Source organism: Paenibacillus sp. JJ1683 (genome assembly GCF_053006485.1).
Genome location: NZ_CM129820.1, coordinates 5,372,923 through 5,394,724, shown reverse-complemented (window position 1 = coordinate 5,394,724; position 21,802 = coordinate 5,372,923). Strand labels below are relative to the sequence as shown.

Annotated in this window: 20 protein-coding genes and 1 riboswitch; of the genes, 9 read left to right on the top strand and 11 right to left on the bottom strand. The window is 46.9% G+C overall.

All coding sequences use genetic code 11. The annotated features are described in order from the left end of the window. Positions 1 to 3 precede the first annotated feature (3 nt). The 5 genes from ACUC6J_RS23255 to ACUC6J_RS23235 all read left to right on the top strand — a co-directional run bounded on the left by ACUC6J_RS23255 (position 4) and on the right by ACUC6J_RS23235 (position 5,762). Positions 4 to 792, top strand: a complete 789-nt coding sequence (locus ACUC6J_RS23255) for an ABC transporter permease (protein ID WP_013312456.1) — start codon at positions 4 to 6, stop codon at positions 790 to 792. Positions 793 to 808: 16 nt separating this feature from the next. After that, positions 809 to 1,867, top strand: coding sequence for an ABC transporter ATP-binding protein (locus ACUC6J_RS23250; protein ID WP_447249487.1), 1,059 nt, complete (start codon positions 809 to 811; stop codon positions 1,865 to 1,867). 28 nt (positions 1,868 to 1,895) lie between these two features. Then, entirely contained in the window at positions 1,896 to 3,617 is a 1,722-nt protein-coding gene (locus ACUC6J_RS23245; protein ID WP_017428615.1) for an adenine deaminase C-terminal domain-containing protein, read from the top strand. A 354-nt stretch (positions 3,618 to 3,971) separates the two neighbouring features. Further along, the gene (locus ACUC6J_RS23240) at positions 3,972 to 4,448 is read left to right on the top strand and encodes a Dps family protein (RefSeq protein ID WP_016822762.1); all 477 of its coding nucleotides are present in this window, start codon (positions 3,972 to 3,974) and stop codon (positions 4,446 to 4,448) included. A gap of 150 nt (positions 4,449 to 4,598) precedes the next feature. Next, positions 4,599 to 5,762: a nitric oxide synthase oxygenase gene (locus ACUC6J_RS23235; RefSeq protein ID WP_447249486.1), complete on the top strand. Its 1,164-nt coding sequence runs from the start codon at positions 4,599 to 4,601 to the stop codon at positions 5,760 to 5,762. 24 nt (positions 5,763 to 5,786) lie between these two features. Here ACUC6J_RS23235 and ACUC6J_RS23230 read toward each other — a convergent pair whose 3' ends face one another. Beyond that, positions 5,787 to 5,948, bottom strand: a complete 162-nt coding sequence (locus ACUC6J_RS23230) for a hypothetical protein (protein ID WP_447249485.1) — start codon at positions 5,946 to 5,948, stop codon at positions 5,787 to 5,789. A 121-nt stretch (positions 5,949 to 6,069) separates the two neighbouring features. Here ACUC6J_RS23230 and ACUC6J_RS23225 point away from each other — a divergent pair, with 121 nt between their 5' ends. Next, a complete protein-coding gene (locus ACUC6J_RS23225; protein WP_447249484.1) occupies positions 6,070 to 6,528 on the top strand; it encodes a hypothetical protein in 459 nt (152 codons plus the stop codon). A 68-nt stretch (positions 6,529 to 6,596) separates the two neighbouring features. On the opposite strand, the gene ACUC6J_RS23220 is transcribed toward ACUC6J_RS23225, so the two are convergent. The 5 genes from ACUC6J_RS23220 to ACUC6J_RS23200 form a co-directional block, all read right to left on the bottom strand. Continuing rightward, complete coding sequence (locus ACUC6J_RS23220; RefSeq protein ID WP_447249483.1) at positions 6,597 to 7,034, bottom strand: AbrB/MazE/SpoVT family DNA-binding domain-containing protein; 438 nt, start codon at positions 7,032 to 7,034, stop codon at positions 6,597 to 6,599. 182 nt (positions 7,035 to 7,216) lie between these two features. Then, positions 7,217 to 7,936: a 3-ketoacyl-ACP reductase gene (locus ACUC6J_RS23215; RefSeq protein WP_016822765.1), complete on the bottom strand. Its 720-nt coding sequence runs from the start codon at positions 7,934 to 7,936 to the stop codon at positions 7,217 to 7,219. A 117-nt stretch (positions 7,937 to 8,053) separates the two neighbouring features. Further along, complete coding sequence (locus ACUC6J_RS23210) at positions 8,054 to 8,905, bottom strand: DUF4097 family beta strand repeat-containing protein (protein ID WP_447249482.1); 852 nt, start codon at positions 8,903 to 8,905, stop codon at positions 8,054 to 8,056. Positions 8,906 to 8,909: 4 nt separating this feature from the next. Next, positions 8,910 to 9,461: a DUF1700 domain-containing protein gene (locus ACUC6J_RS23205; RefSeq protein WP_017428577.1), complete on the bottom strand. Its 552-nt coding sequence runs from the start codon at positions 9,459 to 9,461 to the stop codon at positions 8,910 to 8,912. Further along, entirely contained in the window at positions 9,454 to 9,783 is a 330-nt protein-coding gene (locus tag ACUC6J_RS23200; protein WP_016822768.1) for a PadR family transcriptional regulator, read from the bottom strand. The genes ACUC6J_RS23205 and ACUC6J_RS23200 overlap by 8 nt, the downstream gene beginning before the upstream one ends. 380 nt (positions 9,784 to 10,163) lie before the next feature. On the opposite strand from ACUC6J_RS23200, the gene ACUC6J_RS23195 reads away from it, so the two are divergent. Beyond that, complete coding sequence (locus ACUC6J_RS23195; RefSeq protein ID WP_447249481.1) at positions 10,164 to 10,697, top strand: DUF6985 domain-containing protein; 534 nt, start codon at positions 10,164 to 10,166, stop codon at positions 10,695 to 10,697. A gap of 87 nt (positions 10,698 to 10,784) precedes the next feature. Here the strand turns inward: ACUC6J_RS23195 and metE are convergent, their stop codons facing one another. The 4 genes from metE to ACUC6J_RS23175 all read right to left on the bottom strand — a co-directional run bounded on the left by metE (position 10,785) and on the right by ACUC6J_RS23175 (position 16,853). Continuing rightward, positions 10,785 to 13,103, bottom strand: a complete 2,319-nt coding sequence (gene metE, locus ACUC6J_RS23190; protein WP_447249480.1) for a 5-methyltetrahydropteroyltriglutamate--homocysteine S-methyltransferase — start codon at positions 13,101 to 13,103, stop codon at positions 10,785 to 10,787. Between the two features lie 158 nt (positions 13,104 to 13,261). Further along, positions 13,262 to 13,457: riboswitch (cobalamin riboswitch) on the bottom strand. A gap of 189 nt (positions 13,458 to 13,646) precedes the next feature. After that, positions 13,647 to 14,144 (bottom strand): anaerobic ribonucleoside-triphosphate reductase activating protein, encoded by a 498-nt coding sequence (gene nrdG, locus ACUC6J_RS23185; RefSeq protein ID WP_447249479.1) that lies wholly within the window; start codon positions 14,142 to 14,144, stop codon positions 13,647 to 13,649. After that, positions 14,141 to 16,090 (bottom strand): anaerobic ribonucleoside triphosphate reductase, encoded by a 1,950-nt coding sequence (locus ACUC6J_RS23180; RefSeq protein ID WP_123797756.1) that lies wholly within the window; start codon positions 16,088 to 16,090, stop codon positions 14,141 to 14,143. Before ACUC6J_RS23180 ends, nrdG begins: the two co-directional genes overlap by 4 nt. Before the next feature lie 292 nt (positions 16,091 to 16,382). After that, positions 16,383 to 16,853 (bottom strand): AbrB/MazE/SpoVT family DNA-binding domain-containing protein, encoded by a 471-nt coding sequence (locus tag ACUC6J_RS23175; RefSeq protein WP_017428580.1) that lies wholly within the window; start codon positions 16,851 to 16,853, stop codon positions 16,383 to 16,385. A 232-nt stretch (positions 16,854 to 17,085) separates the two neighbouring features. Between ACUC6J_RS23175 and ACUC6J_RS23170 the strand changes: the two genes are divergently transcribed. Then, positions 17,086 to 20,007 (top strand): glycoside hydrolase family 3 C-terminal domain-containing protein, encoded by a 2,922-nt coding sequence (locus ACUC6J_RS23170; protein WP_447249478.1) that lies wholly within the window; start codon positions 17,086 to 17,088, stop codon positions 20,005 to 20,007. Positions 20,008 to 20,073: 66 nt separating this feature from the next. Next, complete coding sequence (locus tag ACUC6J_RS23165; RefSeq protein ID WP_447249477.1) at positions 20,074 to 20,571, top strand: RrF2 family transcriptional regulator; 498 nt, start codon at positions 20,074 to 20,076, stop codon at positions 20,569 to 20,571. An 87-nt stretch (positions 20,572 to 20,658) separates the two neighbouring features. Here the strand turns inward: ACUC6J_RS23165 and ACUC6J_RS23160 are convergent, their stop codons facing one another. Beyond that, positions 20,659 to 21,750 (bottom strand): diguanylate cyclase, encoded by a 1,092-nt coding sequence (locus tag ACUC6J_RS23160; RefSeq protein WP_031462399.1) that lies wholly within the window; start codon positions 21,748 to 21,750, stop codon positions 20,659 to 20,661. Between the last annotated feature and the right edge of the window lie 52 nt (positions 21,751 to 21,802).

Below are 21,802 nucleotides of genomic sequence, written 5' to 3'. Positions count from 1 at the left end.
GATATGCGGGAGAAACATTACGGACTAGGCTTCTTTAGCCTGCTGGTCTTCATCTTTCTGCTCGGTCCGCTGTTGATCATATCGGTCACTTCTTTCGAGCCGGGCACGGTATTAAAATTTCCTCCGCAGGGCTTTTCCTTGCGCTGGTATGAAAATATTTTTGAAGTGGATTTGTTTATGTCCACATTCAAAACATCGATTGTCGTCTCTCTGCTGGGCAATATCTTGGCACTGCTCATCGGTATGCCAGCCGCGTATGCACTTAGTCGGTTTTCCTTTCGCGGGAAGGATGCGCTGAATGCCTTGTTCCTTTCCCCGTTGCTTATACCAGGTATTGTGCTTGGTTTTACACTGCTGCGTTATTTGATCATTGTGTACCATTTGCCGGTATACGCTGGACTTTTGATCGGACATACGGTGATTATGCTGCCGTTCATTATTAGAGTCATTGCATCCAGTTTGTCTAACTTTGATTTTGCGATTGAGGAAGCAGCGCTTAGTTTGGGAGCTGGACGGCTGGAAACCTTTTTCAAGGTGGTTCTACCCAACATCCGCTCAGGTATTATTGCGGCTATCCTGATTGCCTTTCTGGAATCATTCAACAATGTCGACATTTCCGTCTTCATGACAGGACCGGGCTTCAGCACCCTGCCTATTCAAATGCTGACTTACGTCGAGAATTACTTTGACCCGACGATTGCAGCGATCTCGGTTATGCTGATGATTTTAACGGGTATCCTGATGTTCTTGATTGAACGACTGATGGGATTGTCTTACTTCACTAAAAGGTAATGGAGGCTTCAACCTTATGGCACTGCTTACTCTGGATCGCGTTTCGGTCGCTTATGACAACCAACTGATCTTGCAGGATTTCGATTTGCAGCTCGAACGGGGGCAATTGCTCTCGTTGCTCGGACCGAGTGGTTGTGGCAAAACGACTACACTTCGTCTTATTGCAGGATTTCTCGAAGCTAAACAAGGAACATTTCTGTTTGGTGATAAGGATTATACCCGGGTTCCAGTGAATAAACGGAACTTCGGTTTTGTATTTCAAAGTTATGCGCTTTTCCCGCATTTGTCAGTTTTTGATAATGTAGCCTTTGGTTTACGCTTGCGTAAAGTAAAAGAAGATGATGTAAAACGACGCGTTATGACTATGCTGGATACGGTGAGCCTGGAGGGATTTGAAAAACGTTTCCCTGGCGAATTATCAGGCGGGCAGCGTCAACGTGTGGCGATTGCACGAGCGCTTGTGATTGAACCCGATCTGCTGTTGTTTGATGAACCTCTGAGTAACTTAGATGCTAACCTGCGTGTGAATATGCGCGTAGAAATCCGCCGTATTCAACAGGAACTGGGCATCACTACCGTATATGTATCGCACGATCAGGAGGAATGTTTTTCGATTTCTGACCAGGTTGCGATTATGAATAAGGGGAACATCGAGCAATTAGATGCTCCATCGACCATTTTTAAATATCCGACGACCGAATTTGTCGCCCGCTTTATTGGGTTTAATAATTTTCTAAGCTTTGACGAGCGCACTGAAGAAGGGGAACGTATTCGACTGAATACAAGCGACCTTTCGTTTAGCGTAGTGCGTAATCAGGGTACAGTCCAACCGGGTGCTCGCCAAGGCGCTATTCGCCCGGATGATTTGGTCATTCGAACAGAAGGCAACGAGACAGGAGAAAATGAGCTTCCCGGTGTCATTAAGGTAAGTACGTACCTAGGACGCAGCTATCAGTATGTGGTAGAGACAGCGAAAGGAAACTTTACGGCTAATCAGGAAATGGATACGCCTTACTTGAGTGGTCAACGGGTTACCCTGCATTTTCCGGCAGACAAAATGGTGCTGGTCCAATAATCAGCGGGTTCGATGAAGGAGATACATCATGCGTGCAGACAAAATGATTTTACAAGTTAAGGTGTATAACAGTTACTACAAGACGTTCGAGGAAGGCAATGTGGCTATACTTGACGGCAAGTTTATGTATATCGGTCAGCGCGGTCTGGAGTCTTTTGAGGCTGCTGAAATTGTGGAGGGGCACGGGAAATATATGATTCCCGGCCTAATCGACATCCATCTGCATATCGAAAGCACAATGGTGACACCAGCAACCTTTTCCTATGGACTCATTCGCAATGGGGTCACGACGATTGTACCAGAACCGCACGAAATGGCGAATGTTTTCGGACTGGAAGGCATTCAGGAAATGATGGAGGCCAGCAAAGATTGCGTGGCTGATATGTTTTACGGGATTCCTAGCTCTGTTCCAGCGACGCCTTTGGAAACCTCAGGGGGTGAAATTGACATCCCTGAAATTGATGCTTTGTTGCAAACAGGTGAGATGATCTGTCTGGGTGAAATTATGAATTATGTGGATGTCATTCGTGATCCGGAGAGCAAGACGAACCGCATCTTACGCCACGTTCGTGAGCACTACCCAGAGCTGATCATTGAAGGCCATACGCCGCAGTTGCTTGATCTGGATCTGCATCAGTTGATCTATGCAGGAATAGGCTCAGACCATACCCACCAAAGCATTGAGGGTATGAAGGCCAGAATGGCCGCCGGGATGTTTATTGAGATCCAGGAAAAATCCATGACCCCTGAGGTGATGGACTATCTCATTCAGGAAGACGTGGCACAACATTTTTGCTTCGTAACGGATGATGTGATGCCGGACTCTTTCGTAGAGCGAGGGCATCTGAACCACATCGTAAGTAAAGCGATCGGGATGGGAATGAAGCCTGAGGATGCGATTTATGCAGCGACGTATACTCCTGCTGCCCGGATGCGTATGCATGACCGCGGGACCATTGCGCCAGGGAAAATAGCCGACTTCGTGCTGCTATCGGATCTGGAGCAATTTGATGTAGAGCAAGTCTATAAGGACGGACTCAAGGTATTCGATAAATTCGAGGAATACCATCAGGCACCGGTAAAAAGTTGCTTTCCCGCCCACTTTTATCAAAGTGTGAAGCTCAATCCGCTTACGGAGCAGGACTTTACTGTAAAGTTGGATGTAGCTGATGGCGCACATCCATGCCGTATTATGATGGTCAAGGATGGATCTACTTTTACAAGCGAGCGGATTGCACCTGCACAAGTAGAGCAGGGTGAACTGGTATGGGAACATGGTGAACATGGACTCATTGCTACGTTTGAGCGGTATGGCAAGAACGGCAACCGTGCTTACGGTTTGATCGGGGGAGATACGATTAAACGCGGGGCAGTGGCAACCACCTATTCGCACGATAACCATAACTTGTTGGTCGTGGGGCATAACAAGCAAGATATGATATTGGCCGCGAATACGGTTTTATCCAGCCAAGGGGGCTTTTGCGTAGTTGAAAATGGCAAGGTGCTGTCCCATTTACCGTTAACGGTGGGCGGAATTTTAACAGAAGGACCGCTAGAAATGGTTGCTGCCCATGTGAAGGAACTGCGTTCAGCCTTACTGTCACTGGGCTATCGCCATTACAATCCAATCATGTCGCTCAGTACTCATTCTTTGCCAGTTAGCCCGGCTTTGAAAATTACCGATCATGGCTTGATTGATGTAAATGCAGGCAAAGTTGTATCCTTAATCGTGGAACCTTCTGAAATATAAGAATAAAAGTAGAGCTGATCCATTGCGGGTCGGCTCTTTTCATTATTCAACAGACAAAATTAACATCTTGTAGAGGCTTATTGTTGTAACCTATTTATGATGCGTTGGGAGTACTTGATGAATATTAATCAATTGGCAACTTCACATAATCTTCATGATTAAACTCTAATAAAGTGCTTGAAAAACAGTAACATAGTGTTATAATTAAAACAGGATTTAGATTAAGTCTAAATTAATCGCTAAATATTTTTTAGCTTTACGCATGGGATTTAGAAGAAAATCAGACACTACTGCTAGCGAGTATCAAGCATCACTCAACTATACTATGAATCATAACGAGAGGGGATTTTACACATGAGTACATTAAATCATACGAACGCACCTACACAAGAGGCAATTCAAGAACTGCACAAGGCATTGAACCGACACGTGGCTACTTGGTCTGTATTGTACACAAAACTGCATTATTTCCACTGGTATGTAAAAGGACCTAAATTCTTCACACTGCATGCTAAATTCGAGGAGCTTTACAATGAAGCAACAGCTAATCTAGATACGATTGCTGAACGTTTGTTGGCTATTGGCGGCCGTCCTGCTGCGACCTTGAAGGAGCATTTGCAACTGTCAGCTATTCAGGAGTCCGCAGGCGAGCAGACAGCTGAAGATATGGTGAAGTCCGTTGTAGCCGATTTTAAAACGATTACTATTGAACTGGCTAATGGTATGGAAGCGGCAGAAGCGGCACAGGACAAAGCGACAGAGGATCTTCTGAATGGCTTGAGAGAAGAAATGGATAAACATATCTGGATGCTTAGCGCATATCTGGGATAAGTTTCTGGGAGTGTTTTCCACGGATATGGAGATCAGGTGAACAAGATATACATCCCGTTGGTTCCGACCTGCTACTGGAGTATAATGACAAAGAAGCATGGAAGACCACAGGCTCATAAGGAAGTGAGCTGCCGGGATGGGGTGTAGGTTATGGAAGTGAAACAACAGCTTTTGCATGAAGCGGAGCAGTTTATATATACATGTTATGAGGAGCTGGGTCGAAGCCGCGATGATGCGGAAGCCCGGCTTCTTCATATTCGTCACGACATAGAGACTACTGGAACATACGATCATACTTATGAAGAGCTGGAACACGGGGCACTTATGGCTTGGCGGAATAGCAATCGTTGTATCGGGCGATTGTTTTGGGACAAGCTATTGGTCAGGGATGCACGTGGAGCGTCAGATGCGACGCAAGTAGTTCACGAGCTATTGGAGCATATCCGTATAGGAACGAACGGCGGTAAAATTAAGCCAACGCTTACTGTATTTCGCGCCTCCCAGCCGGGACAGCCGAATATTCGTATCTGGAACCATCAACTCATTCGTTACGCTGGATATGAAACGGATCAAGGGGTCATCGGAGACCCAATCTCGGTGGATTTCACCAATGCTTGTAGGGATATGGGGTGGCAAGGAGCGATGACTGCTTTTGATGTATTGCCGCTGGTTGTGGAAGCGGGGGGTCAGCCTCCCGAGCTCTTTGATATTCCTGAACATTTGGTGATGGAGGTGCCCATTGAGCATCCGGAACTTTCGAGTATAGCTTCTCTGGGATTGCGCTGGTATGCTGTGCCTATGATTTCGGATATGACACTGGAGATTGGCGGTATCATCTATACAGCAGCTCCGTTTAACGGCTGGTATATGGGGACAGAAATCGGTGCCCGTAATTTTGCGGATACCTTCCGTTATAATATGTTGCCACAGGTGGCCAAACTGATGGGGCTGGATACGACGAGTGAAACAACGCTTTGGCGTGATCGGGCGCTGGTAGAGTTGAACATTGCTGTGCTGCATTCTTTTAAAAAAGCGGGGGTTAGCATTGTCGACCATCATACCGCAGCGGCACAATTCAAGTTGTTTGAGGAACGGGAAGCCAAGGCTGGTCGCGCGCTGACAGGTAATTGGACGTGGCTGATCCCACCATTATCCCCAGCAACCACGCATATTTTTCATAGTTCTTATGATAATCGGCTTGTGAAGCCGAATTTCGGAGTTCAGGAAAAACCCTATATGACGAGACAGGCTAAACCAACAACAGATGTAGCGCTGCCGCAGAAGCCGCAAGGCTGTCCTTTTCATTCTGGATAATCTAACGGGAGACTGATTGCTGGATCAGGACTCCGGTTTATCCCATACAACGATCAATAGGGTCGCGATCGGCCCTATGAGCAGTGAGAGCATAAACCAGTTAAGCCTGCTCCGATTTTTGGACTGTGCCAAGCCAGCATTAATAAGGGCAAGCGTTCCCCAGCCTAAATAATAATCTTCCGGCATGGTATTCTCCTTTGTAAAAAGGTATAATATCGTACTGTGTATTGTATGAGTACATTCATAATTTCATAAGTTATATCGTAAATATAACTTTATATATCTTGGTTTGAGGAGCGAAGCTAAGTTGGAGAGAGATCAGGCAGAGCGCATTGTCGCTGAGCTTTTGGAACGAGCTGCTATAGGCGTAACAGTGAAGCTGGAGAAACGTTTTCCTGGTGAACGGCTGATTGGGGGCAAATATGCCATGCATGCTCATGCCATTACCATGTATACGGATGTTATCGAAACACAATGTTTACAGATGTTCGGCAGCGCAGATCGAGTTGAGGAATATTTTACGGTTGTGCTTGCGCATGAGATCGGGCACGCCGCCGATACTGAATTAGAGCGTCTCTCCGATGCGATGGAGCAAGAGAACAGGAGCGGGACCCGGCAACGGCTTGCGCTGCAAATTGAGGAAAACGCATGGAACTATGCGCTTAGACTGGTGCCTGAAATAGAAGCAACGTTTATTTCTGCTGTAATAGACGAGTCCCTGCTTGCCTATCGAGTCCCGATTATGGAGCAGTCTGACATTGCGTAATAATGAATGATCCCAGAGCCGTCAGGCTCTTTTTTTATTATTTTAACAAACGAGGTGGACGGAAAGATTCAAAGGAGTAGCTTTTTAAGCTGTGACACGCGTCCTTGAGATAATTCCAGCATTTCGGCTAATTCCTTTTGAGAGACATTAGGATACTCCTCCATGAGCTGCTTTAGTTTATTCAGAAGCTCATTCTGATTTCTGTAGCTCCTTCTTTTCTTCGGCTGGGCAGGACGTGCTTCACTCAAATGACTGGAGGGATTATCACTCTTCAGGTTTTCAATACAACTCTTGCATATCAGATGATCTCTGAAATAGCTTAGATGATCAACGGCACCACAAAAATAACAAGAAACCCCCGTATACTTACGAATCATCAGTCCCTCTGGTGTAATAAAAAAATCGAGGGCATCTCCAATATTAATATTCATAGAAGTGCGCAGTTCTTTGGGTAGCACAATGCGTCCCAAATGGTCCAGTGGTCGTGTCATTCCTGTATTCTTCATCATTTTTCCCCTTTCTTGGAATGCGCTTATGGTTGCAGGAATTGTATTATGTATGTTGGAAGTACAAAGCGCTTATATTACAGTTTGTTTTGGTATAGCTATCCTAAAAAAGCTCCGGCATGACGAACAATTACGTCTGCCGGAGCTTGGTGCAGCCAATGAATCTAAGATGTCATGTCGAATTACTGTGGGTTGGTTGTCCAAATGCCGGCTACTTTTAATTGAACCCGTGGTGGCAGCTTCAATGCAGCTAATGTCAGATCGGCCAAATCCTGCGGCTGAAGCATGCGGTCCTCGTCACCAATATTCAATCCCGCATTTACCGCCAATTCTGTATTGACCGTGCTTGGTGTCAGCGCGGTGACCCGAATGTTGGATTTGCGAACTTCCTGCATCAGTGCTTCCGTGAAGCCCATCAAGGCAAATTTGGATGCGCAATATGCCGAGCCTGTTGCAAAACCTCGTTCCCCTGCTGTGGAGGAAATATTAATAATATTTCCGCTCTGTTGCGCCAGCATGCTTGGAAGAGCAGCGTGTGTGACGTAATAGGTTCCCATCAGGTTTACGCGAATAATACGTTCCCACTCTTCGGGGTCCATATCTGCGACTGTGCCAAAGGTGGCGATGCCTGCATTGTTGATCAAAATATCGACGGCACCCAGTTCATGCTCCAGTGAAGCTACAGCAGCAGCGGCCTGTGTACGATCCGATATATCTGCAACAGCACTCACCACTTTCACACCGTATGTACTTCCCAGTGAATCCTGCAGCTTTTGTAGGTCGGTCAATGTGCGAGAGATTAACCCCAGATTAACGCCTTCCTTGGCCAAGGTCTCGGCAATTGCCTTACCAATTCCTTTGCTGGCTCCTGTAATAATGGCTGTTTTGTTTTTAAGTTCCATCCAGTCTCCTCCTTATCAATATATAACGTGGTTGTGCATCTGAGCACATGGTTACATTATACTAGGTTAACCCCCTTGAACCAAACTTCGCCTGATGAGACATTATGTAGTAGCCTCCTATTTGGAAATATCAATATCCCCTGAAGTGGTTTCGACCTTAATCACGCTCGCGGCGCCGGGCACAGATTCGGGAGTGTTTATGCTTCCAGAGTCAGAGTGGACATTATAGACACCTTTAAAATCGAGAGCCTGCTTAATATTTACATCACCGGAATCAGAATTCACTTCCAAGTTGGATACGGTGCGTTGCGTAATATTAGATTCCCCTGAGGTTAGGGATAGAAGGCCGTTACCGCTATAATCGCGGATGGTGACATCTCCTGAAGTAAGCTTTAGCTCCATATCTGCTGTAAGCTGATTGGCTATAAAGTTACCGGATGTTAGATTTGCGATCAGGTGGGTACTTCGGAGGTTTGTAATCTCGGCAGTGCCTGAGGTAGCAGTAATAGAAGTATTCTCCACGGAGGCATCTTGAAGTTTTACATTTCCTGAATGTGTATCTACCTGCAGATCAGCTAGTGTTTCCCCAGCAGGCATCTCTACAGTAATCGTTTGATCCAAATCAGGGGTAAACGAAAGGAATGACAAGGAAGGGGCCGGCTTCGATTGAATGGTAAGCTTACCGTTCTCAATTCGGGCATTATGAATCTGGTCGGCTACTTTTGTCTGAACTTCTCCGCTAATGCGTATCGTACCTTGGTCGCCAGAGCCAGGAGTGAACAAAATAGAAACATCATCAGAACTGTCCACTTTCAGGTTTTGAAGCTGACCACGTGTGACTGTCCATTTTTTATTTATAGCTGTTGTTTCTTTCATTACTTGTTGATTCCATGGAGCACCGTAGACCACCATTCCGGCTACACCGATGACAATGCACAATCCAGCTGCAATAAACCACTTTTTATTCATGTTGTTAGTAAGCTCCCCTCAGGGTAGTCTGATTCCATTTCCAGTATCGCACTGTGCCCTTTACCATAAGGAGTAGGAGATAACGTACCCCAGGCAGCAGCAATAGCCCCATACCTGTTAACGTGATGGAGAAGAAGAATTTGGTTGGGTAAAAGGTGCTGTTGAGCGCATAATCAGTGACGGCGAGTAGAGGGGCTGCAACGAAACTGACCGCCACTGCGGTTAATGAAGCCCATACCGCCCATAGGGTAGCTAGAATCGGGATGGAAATCAACAAGTTGAGAAACAGCAGCCCTAAGAAAGTAAAAAGATTGCGTGCGAAGCTTCCTTGGCGAAGTGGAGGGGAAGCGTTCCAGCCTACATTGGGAACATCCAATGCTTCTCGGGCAATATCCTCTGGGTTCCCCAACTCATGGGCAATTTCAGTTTCGCTTTTTCCATTGGCCAAGCCGTAGTCAAAATGCTGGCTCAAATCACTAAGCAACTCATGGCGTACCTCTGCAGGGAGAGGAGATAGGCGCTGCTCCACCTCTGTAAGAAACTGTTTTCTATTCATCAGGATCTCCTTCCTTCAGTAGGCTTGCGACATGATGGACAAAATCATTCCATTCCCGTGTAAGTAATCTTGTATAATGGCTGCCGGTATCGGTCAGCCGGTAATATTTACGGGGCGGGCCCTCGGTCGATTCCTGTAAATACGTCGTGCAGTATCCCTCGGATACCAGACGGCGAAGCAGTGGATATAGGGCTCCCTCTGCTACTTCGATATGACGGGAGACGGCTTGAGCCAATTCGTAGCCATAGCGGTCTCTACGTCCAATTAGAACTAGAACGCATAGTTCCAGTACCCCTTTTTTGAATTGGATGTTCACATTCACGAGCGATGCTCCCTTCCTGATGTAATCATAATTCATAGGTGTCGTTCGGAATAAGGGGAAGAAACGTGTGTTTGTGCATAATTTGTCACGGGTACTAATTATAAATCAGTAGTCAGGTATAATTTAACATCATGTACTGATTAATGCAAGGTACTAAATTTTTAATAATAAAATATTCGGGTCAGAATGGGCCGGTTTTCTTTCTTGAAGGCTTACACGAATAGCAAATCTTGTAGAATAAAGTAGTTTTATTTGGAAATTCCTCGATTTCTGGCTGGAAACACCCACAGAATGTTACTTTAATTTCATTCATTAAAATGATAGATTGTAAAGTGTTCAATAGAGCTAAAGATTACCTATTATAAAGAGGTGGATAAAGGATGGACTGGAAGCACTGGTATAGGGAATTGGAACAGGATGATGAGACTTGGGATGTGTCGGAGGAGGTTGTACTGCGTGGTGTGGTACATCTTGATTTTTGCGGGCATCCGTCGGAGGTAGAAGTCGAATTTATCGTGGGAGCCGACTCTGAAGAACAGGCACAGGCTATAGAAGAACCTACGGAACCTCAGAGAAAGACATGGGAGAAGTATATGGCATGTTCGTCAGCGATCCATCCTCAAGTATTGGAGTCCATATACCATCATTATGTAGACATCGTGGAAAAGTATCGGAAGGCATACAGCTCATGGGGAGAGAACCCTAATGAATATGCGCCTTATGTGGAGCGACCAGAGCAATTGCTGGATCGAATGCAGCTTATATCTATACTGATTTCCGACTCATCGGAAAAGGATGAACTATATTTGAATTTTAATTGTTCCTGGGATCGAGAGCATGGCTTAGGTATACATCTGAAGCAGCTAAAAATCGAGCATATTCAAGGTTTATATACATTATATGACTTGGAATAAATAACTCCCTTCCGGTCTCTAATAGAAAGACCGAAAAGGGAATAGGATATGATGGATATAATAACGTGATTGGATACGATAAAAATATTAGTTGGATACAGACAGCACGGCTCGGGCTGCTTGAGCCGCCTGTACCATTTGCCGCAACGCGGCGACAGATTCCTCCTTGGTGCGGGTTTTCAGCCCACAGTCTGGATTAACCCAGAACAAATCTGCTGGCAGTACGCGCAAGGCACGCTGAATCATGCTTAGCATTTCTGATTCATCAGGAATACGCGGGCTGTGGATATCGTACACGCCCAGACCGATGCCTTTGTTGTACACCTGATCCTCAAAGCTAACAATCAGTTCACCATGACTACGAGAGGTTTCAATAGAAATCACGTCGGCATCCATGTCTGAAATGGACTGGATCATATCTTGGAATTCGGAATAGCACATGTGTGTATGGATTTGGGTCGCAGGTTCAACAGTGGCCGTGGTCACAAGGAAGGCTTGAACCGCCCAATCCAGATAGTCCTGCTGTTGTTCTTTTTTCAACGGGAGCCCTTCGCGAATTGCGGGTTCATCCACCTGAATCATGCTAATACCCGCTTGTTCGAGTGCCTCTACCTCTGCCCGTAATGCCAGAGCTAATTGCAAAGCAACTTGCCTGCGTGGAATATCATTACGTTCAAAGGACCAGTTCAAAATGGTCACAGGGCCTGTAAGCATTCCTTTAACTGGCTTGGAGGTTAACGATTGGGCAAATGCCGTCTCTTCCACAGTCATTGGTTGATCGAATGACACATCTCCGTAAATAATCGGCGGTTTAACACAGCGGGAACCGTAGGATTGCACCCATCCGTTTTGTGTAAAAGCAAAGCCTTTTAGTTTTTCGCCAAAAAACTCAACCATGTCGGTCCGTTCAAATTCCCCATGTACAAGCACATCTATGCCAATGTCCTCTTGGATATCAATCCATTCCTTGATCTGCTGCTGGATGAATGTCCGATATTGCTCGGCAGACCATTCTCCTTTGCGATAGTGCAGACGGGCCTTGCGAACCTCAGCAGTTTGCGGGAAGCTGCCGATGGTCGTCGTAGGCAGTGGGGGCAACTTCAGCCTATTTTGCTGAATTATGCGGCGCTCGGCGAAAGGAACGCTGCGTGATAGTGGCTCCTTTGCCAACAGGTCGGCCAAATCGGCAGCTGTCTGTACCCTTGCCGCTGAGCTGTTGAAGCGGGCTACCGCTTCCGCACTTTGCTCAAGCTTGGCAAGTGCGGATGGATCATGCTTACCAAGTGCAGCCGTCAAGACTGCGATTTCATCCAGCTTTTCATCGGCAAAGGCTAGTGCATGCACCAGCTCTCGGTCCAGCTTGTGCTCTGCTTCCAGACTGACCGGCACATGCAGCAGACTGCACGATGGCTGCACGATAAGCTGTTCTGCATTGATTTGTTCTGCTAACTGGCCCAACAGCGCAGCCACGGCATTCAGGTCGCTGCGCCATATATTGCGCCCATCAATGACACCAGCACCCAGCGTTTTCCCTTTGGGGAAGCCATGTCGCGATATATGCTGGAGATTTTCGCCATCATCATAGACAAAATCAAGACCCAGTCCCTGGACCGGAAGTTCAGTCAGACGCTCATAATGATCTAGGCTACCAAAGTAGGTTTGCAGCATGATGTTTAAGGAGGGAGCAGCTTGGGTCAAAGCTTCATAGACCTCCTGAATAATATCCAGATCCTCTACTGGGAATGAGGTGGTCAGGACAGGTTCATCGATTTGGACCCATTGTACGCCTTCTGCTGCTAGTTCGGACAGGACTCGGGCGTATAAAGGCAGGAAGGTTCGTATAATAGAGGCCAGATCCTTACGATCATAGCCTTTGGATAAAACAACAAATGAGTAGGGACCGATGAGAACCGGTTTACCGTCAATACCTAGCTCCTGCTTTGCTTCACGATAAGCGAGTAAGGGCTTATTTTCAGTGAGCACTGGAGCCGCATTTTCCAATTCGGGAACGATGTAGTGGTAATTGGTATTCATCCATTTGGTCATTTCGCTGGCGGTAGCTCCCTTCTGCCCACGTGCCATCCCGAAATACACAGACAGAGGAACCGGACCTGTAGGACGATAGTTGAACCGTTCGGGTACGAGACCGAACATCACAGATGTATCCAGCACATGATCGTAATAGGAAAAGTCTCCGACAGGAATGCGATCAATCCCTTTGTCACGTTGCTTGCTCAGATGCTCCAGACGCAATCTTTTCATCTCACTATGCAGTTCACTTTCGTTAATACTACCCTGCCAGAAGCGCTCCAGTGCTTTCTTCCATTCCCGGTTCCCGCCGATACGCGGATATCCCAGATTACTGCTAGTCAAACCGGACAATGTAGATCGTTCGTTAATGGACATGTAGGTTTCCTCCTAAGTGGTAGCCAGTTTATTTTTACGTACCAAAAAAGGCATTCTGTCCCCAAGGCTAAAAATAAGTAGGGGAAAGAATGCCTCCGCGATTAAAATTCAAAAATACGGCGACTGCTCTTAACACCTCCCTATCTTCCGTAGGTACTGCGATGTTGTTAAAATAGGCAGGTCTCCTGACTTACGGATCATGACGTTCAGCATCCCTTCCCGGTCTGTGGACCAGTGGGTGTATGAGCAGCTGAACATTCCCCGTTTACAGTGGCGGGACCGTCCCGGATTTGCACCGGCTTCCCTTTTAAGTCTGATCTGAATAGAAAAGACACCTATTTCCAAACTATAAGATTAAGGTATGACGAATAATTATGCACTCGTATACTTGTTCACCATCATAAGTGAAACTCACAGGATGTGCAATAGAAACAGTAATAGAAACTGGAGTGGAATCTGTTAGTTATATGCAAAAAAGACAAGCCCAACCCATCGTGGGGGACTTGTCTTTGGTATAGCATCTTGCTAAATAGAACATCGCCTTTAAGCTAATGAAACGGTGTAACCTGCTTGAGTACTGGCTTTCACATCTATCAGGCGCTGATTACGGCTGCCCCGAAAGGGGAGGGTCAGATCTTTTTGCTGTTCAACAAAACGGCCATCTACAATCACGTCACACAATAGCGCCAGCTCCTGTCGCTCCTGATCCATGAACAGATCTTCGTAGACAAAGCCTGTGTAGGCCCAGACGGTTCGGTCGGGACAAGCCGCGCGGAAGTCACGTACAAATTGCGAGCATTCTGCTGCTGAGAAAAAAGGGTCTCCCCCGCAGAGAGTCAATCCGTCCAACAGCGGATTATCCATGATATCACGGATGACCTCCTGTTGACGCTCGGGCGTGAATGGCTCCCCTGCGCGGAAGTTCCACGAAGCTGGATTAAAGCAGCCGGGACAGGCATGGCGGCAACCACTAATGAATACGACGGTGCGCAGGCCGTATCCTTCATTCAGAGATTCTGGAATATAGCCGCACAAATTCACTTATGCTTCACCCGGTCGCGAACTTCCGCTTGCTTGGCAGCATTAAAACGAACGGTATAATCACCTGTCAGATATCCGGTTACCCGACGTAAACGCTGAAAATGCGTGTGTTCCTCATCTGTGCCGCATTGAGGACAGCTTGTCCCGATAATCCCTTCATAGCCGCATTCCGTACAACGATCCACCGGATGGTTGATGGAGAAGTAGCCAATGTTCTGATGCAGCGCATATTGAACAATTTTAAGAAACGCCTCCGGGTTATTCCGCGCATTACCGTCCAGCTCAATGTATGAAATTGCACCCGCATTACATAGATTATGGAACGGAGCCTCCAAGCTGATTTTACGAGCAGCCGGGAGCTTGTAATACACCGGAATATGAAAGGAATTCGTGTAATATTCCCGGTCATTTACTTCAGGAATAACTCCGAAGTCACGTTGATCCAGCAATGTGAACTTGCCCGACAGCCCTTCGGCAGGTGTCGCGAACAGTGTAATATTTAGATTGTGATGTTCACTCATTCGATCACAATACACGCGCATGGAGGTGATGATTCGCTGTGCTTCACGGTATACAAAATCATCCTCTCCGTGGTGTTTTCCGTATAATGCTTTCATACACTCAGCCAGCCCGATAAATCCGATCGAAAGCGTACCGTGCTTTAGGACGCTTCCCACCTTCTCATCAGGTGCCAGTTCTTTTCCGCCTTCCCATACCCCTTCGCGCATCATAAAGTCCGAGGCTTTGGCTGGCTGGCTGGTCTGGATATGATAGCGGTGGATTAGACCGTCTACTGCAATTCGCATAACCTCTTCCAGTCTCGCGTCAAAGCGGTCACGGTCAGGTGTCAGACGCTTGCCTGTGCAAATACCATATTCAATCCCGAGCCGTACCAGATTAATAGTATTAAATGAGAGATTACCCTTGCCGCTCTGGCGGTTTCTGCCGAAACGGTCAGAAATGGTACGGGTACGGCAGCCCATCGTGGCAATGATGGTATCCGGGTCATCTGCGCGGTAATAGGGCAGATTGAAGGTAGCATCCACATTCACAAAGTTGGGATACATCCGCTTGCTGGAGCATTCTACCGCTTTTAAGAACAAATCGTAGTTGACATCGCCTTCTGCCTGGTTGACTCCTTTTTTACATTGGAAAATATGTTGTGGGAAAATAGGAGTTTCCCCGCTGCCCAGTCCGCGAATCGTGGCTTCCAGCAGCGATTGCGAAACAAGCCGACCTTCAGCAGACGTACACATCCCGTAATTCAGTGAAGTGAACGGAATTTGCCCCCCTGCCCGACTGCTCATCGTGTTCAGGTTATGAATGAGCGACTCGGCGGCCTGCCGGGTTTCTGTTTCCGTTTCCTCATAGGCAAATGAGTATGAACGAGGGCAGACCTCTTGCAAGTGAGTATTGGCTAAATGCAGCTCGTCGTCAGACCAACGGGAGTCTAGCTCTTCCTCGAACAGCCGGAGTCCTTTGCGCAGATGTTTGCGGAAGGAACGAGCAACGTATGGAGCTAGATCCCAATCTATTTTATTGGCAGAGACACCACCAAATTGGCTATTTTGTTGAGACTGGAATATGATGGCGACCAGTGCCATAGCAGACATAATTGTTTGTGGTGTGCGTACAGAGCCATTGCCTGTATTGAAACCGTCTTGTAGTAAACGACCAAATGGGATAAAGATACAATTTGTAGTTCCGAGCGCATATTGGTCCAAATCGTGAACATATACATACCCATGGTCAATCGCGTCTGTTAATTCAGGCGGAAGTACACGCAGGCGCGCATACCATTTGGCATATTCCGAGCCAAGCTTGCTCATTTTACCGCTAAACGATTCTCCATTTAAATTTGCATTCTCCCGCAGCATGTCCAGATCTTGTGCCCCAATGACTCGCTCACCGATGTCGTATAATTGATGTTCCTCCAGCACCTTCATCGTAAAACCCTCCATATAGTAAAAAATATATATTTTTCACAAAAACAACATATTGATGATATCTAGTGATAACCAATTATTTCGATCTATATATTGTATATACGTAGACATTGAGAGTATGTGACTATTGTCACATTGATAGAGGCGAGAAGCAGGAAAAGGCCAGGTATAGAATAAGGGACACATCCACAGATATGCACCTTACTCTACACCTGGCCATTGTAGTTACAGTGAAATAAGTAGGTTTTCGAGTACATCGTATATGATATTGGGAAAAAAATTTTTAGAAGGTTTAGAGCAGCTTTTTCAGTTGGGACACACGGCCTTGGGAAATATCGAGCATTTCTGCATACACTTTTTGTGGCAGGTTCGGATGCTCCTGAATCAGCTTGCGGAGCTTTTTTACCATTTCACCTTGTTGCACTCTGGAATGCTTGGGCTGCCAGGTAGTGTTGGCTTGGTTCGATTTGGTATGTTCTTGAGCTTGGATGGCATCATTGCTTGTGGCATGTACATGTTCATCGTTCTTTAATAACTGGATGCAATCAGCGCAAATAAAGCTGTCCCGAAAATAAGTTAAATGATCCACTGCGCCGCAAAATTTGCAGGAGACACCCGTGTATTTCCTTAATACAAATCCTTCTTCATCTACGAAGAATTCAAGCGAATCACCGATATTGATATCCATAGTGGTGCGCATTTCCTTAGGGAGTACAATTCGCCCCAGCTGATCCAGAGGCCGTGTCATTCCGGTATTTTTCATCAGCGCTTCCTCCTTCAATGATATATCCTGATTATACCAAAAAATATCATTTTTAGCTTTATATAAGAAAAAGAAATTGTAACTTTTTTTCTCGTATGCCGCGGTTTGTATTTCATCCAATTTAGGATGTTTTCGGTATTGTTGCTGGTGTACTCCTTTTTCGTTATGATATATTAAAGCGCTTTCGTGCATAACTTTTTATCATCTTAATGAAGCTAAGGAGATGACGGATTTGAGTCATGAAACAACGGGTATCGAATATTTATTTCAAGATCCGAAGATTCAACTAGATGAGCGTGTACGGGATCTCGTGTCGCGACTAACCTTAGAGGAAAAGATCGAATCTATGCTGCAATACCAGCCGGCCATTGACCGTTTGGGAGTTGCAGCTTACAAGCACGGTACGGAAGCAGCACACGGGATAGCCTGGTTGGGGGAGGCCACTTCATTTCCTCAGCCTGTGGGTTTGGCCTGTACTTGGGATACGGAGTTAATGCGTCAGATCGGCTCTGTTATTGCAGATGAGGCGCGTGTCTACTATCGTCGTGATCCAAAATTGAACGGTCTTACCCTGTGGGCGCCTACAGTGGATATGGAGCGTGACCCAAGATGGGGAAGGAATGAGGAGGCCTACGGCGAAGACCCGTATTTGACGGGAGAATTGTCGAAGGAGTTAGTCAAAGGGATACAGGGTGATCATCCGGTATATTTGAAAGCGGTTGCGACGTTAAAACATTTTCTAGGTAACAATAATGAAGTGGACCGGGGTATTGGCTCCTCCAGCATAGACCCACGAAACCTGCGAGAATATTATCTAAGAGCATTTGAGAAGCCTTTTACGGAGGGCGGAGCCCAGTCGATGATGACTTCTTACAACTTGATTAACGGGACGCCTGCTACGTTATACCATGGTGTTAACGATATTGTCAGAGGCGAATGGGGAATGGACGGCTTTGTCGTAAGTGATGCGGGTGATGTGATGGGGATTGTAAACGACCATCAATATTACGATTCCCATACGCCGGGCGTGGCTGAATCTATTCGCGCTGGAATTGACAGCATTACCGATGATGCAGAGCTCTCCAAGCAGGCGATTCGAGAAGCTTTGGAGCAGGGCTCGCTACAAGAAGAGGACTTGGATCGGGCATTGTTCCATACGTTCCGTGTTCGTTTTCGTTTGGGGGAATTTGATCCGGCGGCAGACAATCCCTATGCCTCCATCGGGGAGGAGGCTTTAATGACAGAGCAAGCCCGTGCATTGTCGTTGCGTGCGGCGAGGGAGCAGATCGTACTGCTCAAAAATGAGCAGGAACTTTTGCCATTGAACCCTGCCCAGTGTGGCAAAGTAGCGGTCATTGGTTTGCATGGCAATGAGGTGTTCCGCGACTGGTATTCCGGTACGCTGCCTTACCGGGTTACACCGCTGGAGGCGATTCGTGCCAAGTTGGAAAGCAGGGGCGCGGAGGAACGTGTCGTGTACTCCGATGCCAAAGATCGTGTGACCTTGACAGCATCGACTGATGGCGCGAAGCTCATAGTTAATTCTTCTGGCGATATGCGCTTGTCCCAGGATGGAGAGCCAACGGTATTGACCATGACAGATTGGGGCTATGGCAGCGTGACACTGCATGATGAACATCTGGGTACCTATGTGACGAGCGATGAGGAGACGCTTCGCGTGACGGCTGCTGAAGCGTATGGCTGGTATGTTAAAGAGGTCTTTGGACTGACTCCTGTGGAAACAGGGGAGCATCTGTGGACCACATGGAACGGTAAGCCAGTGATCGCAGGAACGGAAGGCTCCTTAAAGGTGATGGAATCCGCAACTCCTGCACTTAGCGCCACAGACTCCAACCATACGACTTTCCGTATAGAGTCGGTATCGGATGGCTTGGCGGAGGCGATAGCCGCTGCGCAAGCGGCAGATACAGCGATTGTATTCGTTGGAAATCACCCGCTCATTAACGGAAAGGAAGAGAATGATCGCCCAGGCTTGGAACTGGCTGCTTCCCAGCAGCGACTTATCGAGGAAGTATATCGCGTCAATCCGAATACGATTGTGGTTCTGACGGGCAGCTATCCTTTTGCGATTCCTTGGCTTCAAGAGCATATTCCAGCGATCGTATATACGTCTCATGCGGGACAAGAGCATGGTACAGCCATAGCGGATGTATTGTTTGGAGATTACGCACCCGCAGGGCGTCTGAACATGACCTGGGTTCAGAATGAGGATCAATTGGGTGATATCAGAGATTATGATATTATCCGTGGCGGCCGTACCTATCAATATTTTGAAGGGGAACCGTTATATTCATTTGGACATGGGCTAACGTATTCGCCATTTGAATATAGTGATCTGCATACAGACGCCCATAAGGATAACGTTAAATCTATGGTTGCACTTGACGCTGCGGAAACTCTCCAGGTGTGGGTAGATGTGACGAATCGGGGGGCAGCTGCTGGCGAAGAGGTTGTACAACTGTATGTACGCTCTGAAGCCTCGCGCGTAAAGCGCCCGTTGAAGACACTGTGTGGATTTCAACGCATTCGCTTGGAGCCAGGTGAGACGCGAACGGTCTCTTTTACGGTTCGGGTAAAGGATTGGGCGATTTGGGATGTCACACGGGATTGTTATTGCGTTGAATCGGGTGAATATACACTGCTGGCAGGTGCCTCCTCAGCAGATATTCGATTGGAGCATCCTGTGTACGTTCGAGGTGAAGTTATTCCACCACGGCAAGCTGGACCAAGGATACGAGCTGAAAACTTTGATGATTGCTTCGACATCCTGCTGGATGAAAGCAAGGAGCAAAGGGAGGCCTGTGTACGTCCCCGTTCAGCGCAACGTTCTGGTTGGATTGCTTTTCATGGCGTAGACATGAATACGGTGAGTGTAGCCGAGTTTCAGTGCCGCGTGTCGGGCAACAGCAGTGATGCAGCCATTGAACTGCATTTGGATGGGCCAGACAGCCAAGCTGTGGCACGCATCAATGTGGGCAATACAGGAGGGGCACAAGCATGGGTGACACTCTCGGAAAAGGTACAGTCAGCCTCCGGCATCCGGGATGTTTATCTGTCACTTAGTGGAGAAGTGCGACTAGGTCATTTTACTTTGGGCGTTAGGGATCCAGAGGGTTCCGGCTTTCAGGCTTGAACTTACATCTGACATCACGTACAATGCATTCAACGAAGTTTCTACAGCTTAGGGGTGTCATCTCATTTGAATAATGAAAAAAGACTACGCACCGCAACGCCCAAATGGCTTGGAATTGCGGTAAAGGCGCTTGTCTATTTGGAAAAACACGGGGAGCTTTGTGCCAGCGGTTCTATTGCCCGCTCCATTGATTGCGAGGTCACTTTGGTGCGCAGGGTGCTGACACGGCTTGTGCAGGCTGATTTGATTGCAGCACGTGAAGGGCGCGAGGGAGGTTATGTGCTTACCCGTTCGGCGGATCATATTACACTTGCTGATATATACCACGCCATTGAAATATGTGATCCCATTTTCCCGGGGATGATGCATGAACCGGAGACGAACCCTTTTTGCAGGGAGTTGGCGATATCCGTATCTGAGATTTTAGCTGAGAGTGAACGTCGTATGCTGGAAGTATGGGAATCTCATACGCTTGCTTCGCTCGCCAAGCGTACATCACTTGTGGTAGGGAATTGCAATCATATTGAAGATAAGGATACCAACTCACCTTCCCAAAGGGATTAACATCTTTTCATTTAAAAGGATAATAGCCGATACGATCCTCAAGAGAGGGTTGTATCGGCTATTTCTGTGTAAAGGTCATGCCTCAAATTATATTTCATAGGAGCAAACCCGATTACGTCCTGCTTTTTTAGCTTCATATAGTGCTTTATCCGCCTGTTCCAGCAGGGCTGCTCCGGATATATCTTCTCCTGTACCAGGGAAGGTGGTCACGCCGATGGACACGGTGACTTTAAGAATAAGTCCGTCGGCTAAAACAAACTCGTACTGATTTACTCCGCTAAGAATCTGATTAGCTATGCGTAATGCTTGCCGAAAAGCACAATTCGGCAAAAGTACGGTGAATTCTTCTCCCCCGCTGCGGGTGACTACATCATTAGTACGGCACTTTTCCATTAAAATCTGCCCAAGCTGACGCAGCACTGCATCGCCTGCGGCATGTCCGTAGGTATCGTTGACTTCCTTGAAGTGATCAATATCCAACACCAGTACAGATAAGTGCTCATGACGTTGACGAGCTTGAGGGAGCTGTTCTTCCAATGAGAACTCAAGCTGTCTTCTATTGCTTAAATTAGTGAGATGGTCTGTGTAGGAGGTATGCTCCAGTCGAAGTAACAGCTCATTGGATGTGTTGATAGATTCAGCAATGAGGTACAGAAGACATCCGCCGACCATGGAAATGAAGAATTGGAGCGGATACACGTGCAGAACATCATCGAGATTTTTCAAATTTATCATAAGGGGACAGAATATAATGCCCAAAGCAAAAACATTCATCATAATCAGCTTGGGTAAACGCGACCAGGATAAATGTGACAGTACAGCACACCCCAGACCAGCGAGCAGCATAAAAATGGCGCCTACGATGGCTTGAGTGTTGATACCAAACAGCAATAGTCTGCCTAAACATATAAAAAGCGTTGCCATAAGCGCAGCTGGGGCGCCGATATAAGTTGCGGTAGCTACGATAGCCAGATGTCGAAGATCAGCGATGGTATTAAATCCTACTGGAATGGAGTAGTACATGATAACAATGCCATAGCACCCAAAAAGAGCGCCACCAATCCAATGTACCTTATGCGTTAAGGTGTGTAGACGGATTTTATACCTTTGTGAAACAAGACCGGTTATGTACAAAAAGGTGACAAGGATACAGGTATTTACAAAAAACGTACTAAACAAGATGTTAACCCTCCCGAGAGGCATATTCCTTCATTTTATCAAAAAGAACTGA

Bases quoted from the DNA above. Each gene is read 5' to 3' on its own strand.
- ACUC6J_RS23220 (WP_447249483.1), bottom strand. From the start codon at position 7,034: ATGAAGAATACAGGAATGACACGACCACTGGACCATTTGGGACGCATT.
- metE (WP_447249480.1), bottom strand. From the start codon at position 13,103: ATGTCCATTAACGAACGATCTACATTGTCCGGTTTGACTAGCAGTAAT.
- ACUC6J_RS23245 (WP_017428615.1), top strand. From the start codon at position 1,896: ATGCGTGCAGACAAAATGATTTTACAAGTTAAGGTGTATAACAGTTAC.
- ACUC6J_RS23215 (WP_016822765.1), bottom strand. From the start codon at position 7,936: ATGGAACTTAAAAACAAAACAGCCATTATTACAGGAGCCAGCAAAGGA.
- ACUC6J_RS23210 (WP_447249482.1), bottom strand. From the start codon at position 8,905: ATGAATAAAAAGTGGTTTATTGCAGCTGGATTGTGCATTGTCATCGGT.
- ACUC6J_RS23205 (WP_017428577.1), bottom strand. From the start codon at position 9,461: ATGAATAGAAAACAGTTTCTTACAGAGGTGGAGCAGCGCCTATCTCCT.
- ACUC6J_RS23235 (WP_447249486.1), top strand. From the start codon at position 4,599: ATGGAAGTGAAACAACAGCTTTTGCATGAAGCGGAGCAGTTTATATAT.
- ACUC6J_RS23175 (WP_017428580.1), bottom strand. From the start codon at position 16,853: ATGAAAAATACCGGAATGACACGGCCTCTGGATCAGCTGGGGCGAATT.
- ACUC6J_RS23255 (WP_013312456.1), top strand. From the start codon at position 4: ATGCGGGAGAAACATTACGGACTAGGCTTCTTTAGCCTGCTGGTCTTC.
- ACUC6J_RS23250 (WP_447249487.1), top strand. From the start codon at position 809: ATGGCACTGCTTACTCTGGATCGCGTTTCGGTCGCTTATGACAACCAA.
- ACUC6J_RS23240 (WP_016822762.1), top strand. From the start codon at position 3,972: ATGAGTACATTAAATCATACGAACGCACCTACACAAGAGGCAATTCAA.
- ACUC6J_RS23230 (WP_447249485.1), bottom strand. From the start codon at position 5,948: ATGCCGGAAGATTATTATTTAGGCTGGGGAACGCTTGCCCTTATTAAT.
- ACUC6J_RS23180 (WP_123797756.1), bottom strand. From the start codon at position 16,090: ATGAAGGTGCTGGAGGAACATCAATTATACGACATCGGTGAGCGAGTC.
- ACUC6J_RS23195 (WP_447249481.1), top strand. From the start codon at position 10,164: ATGGACTGGAAGCACTGGTATAGGGAATTGGAACAGGATGATGAGACT.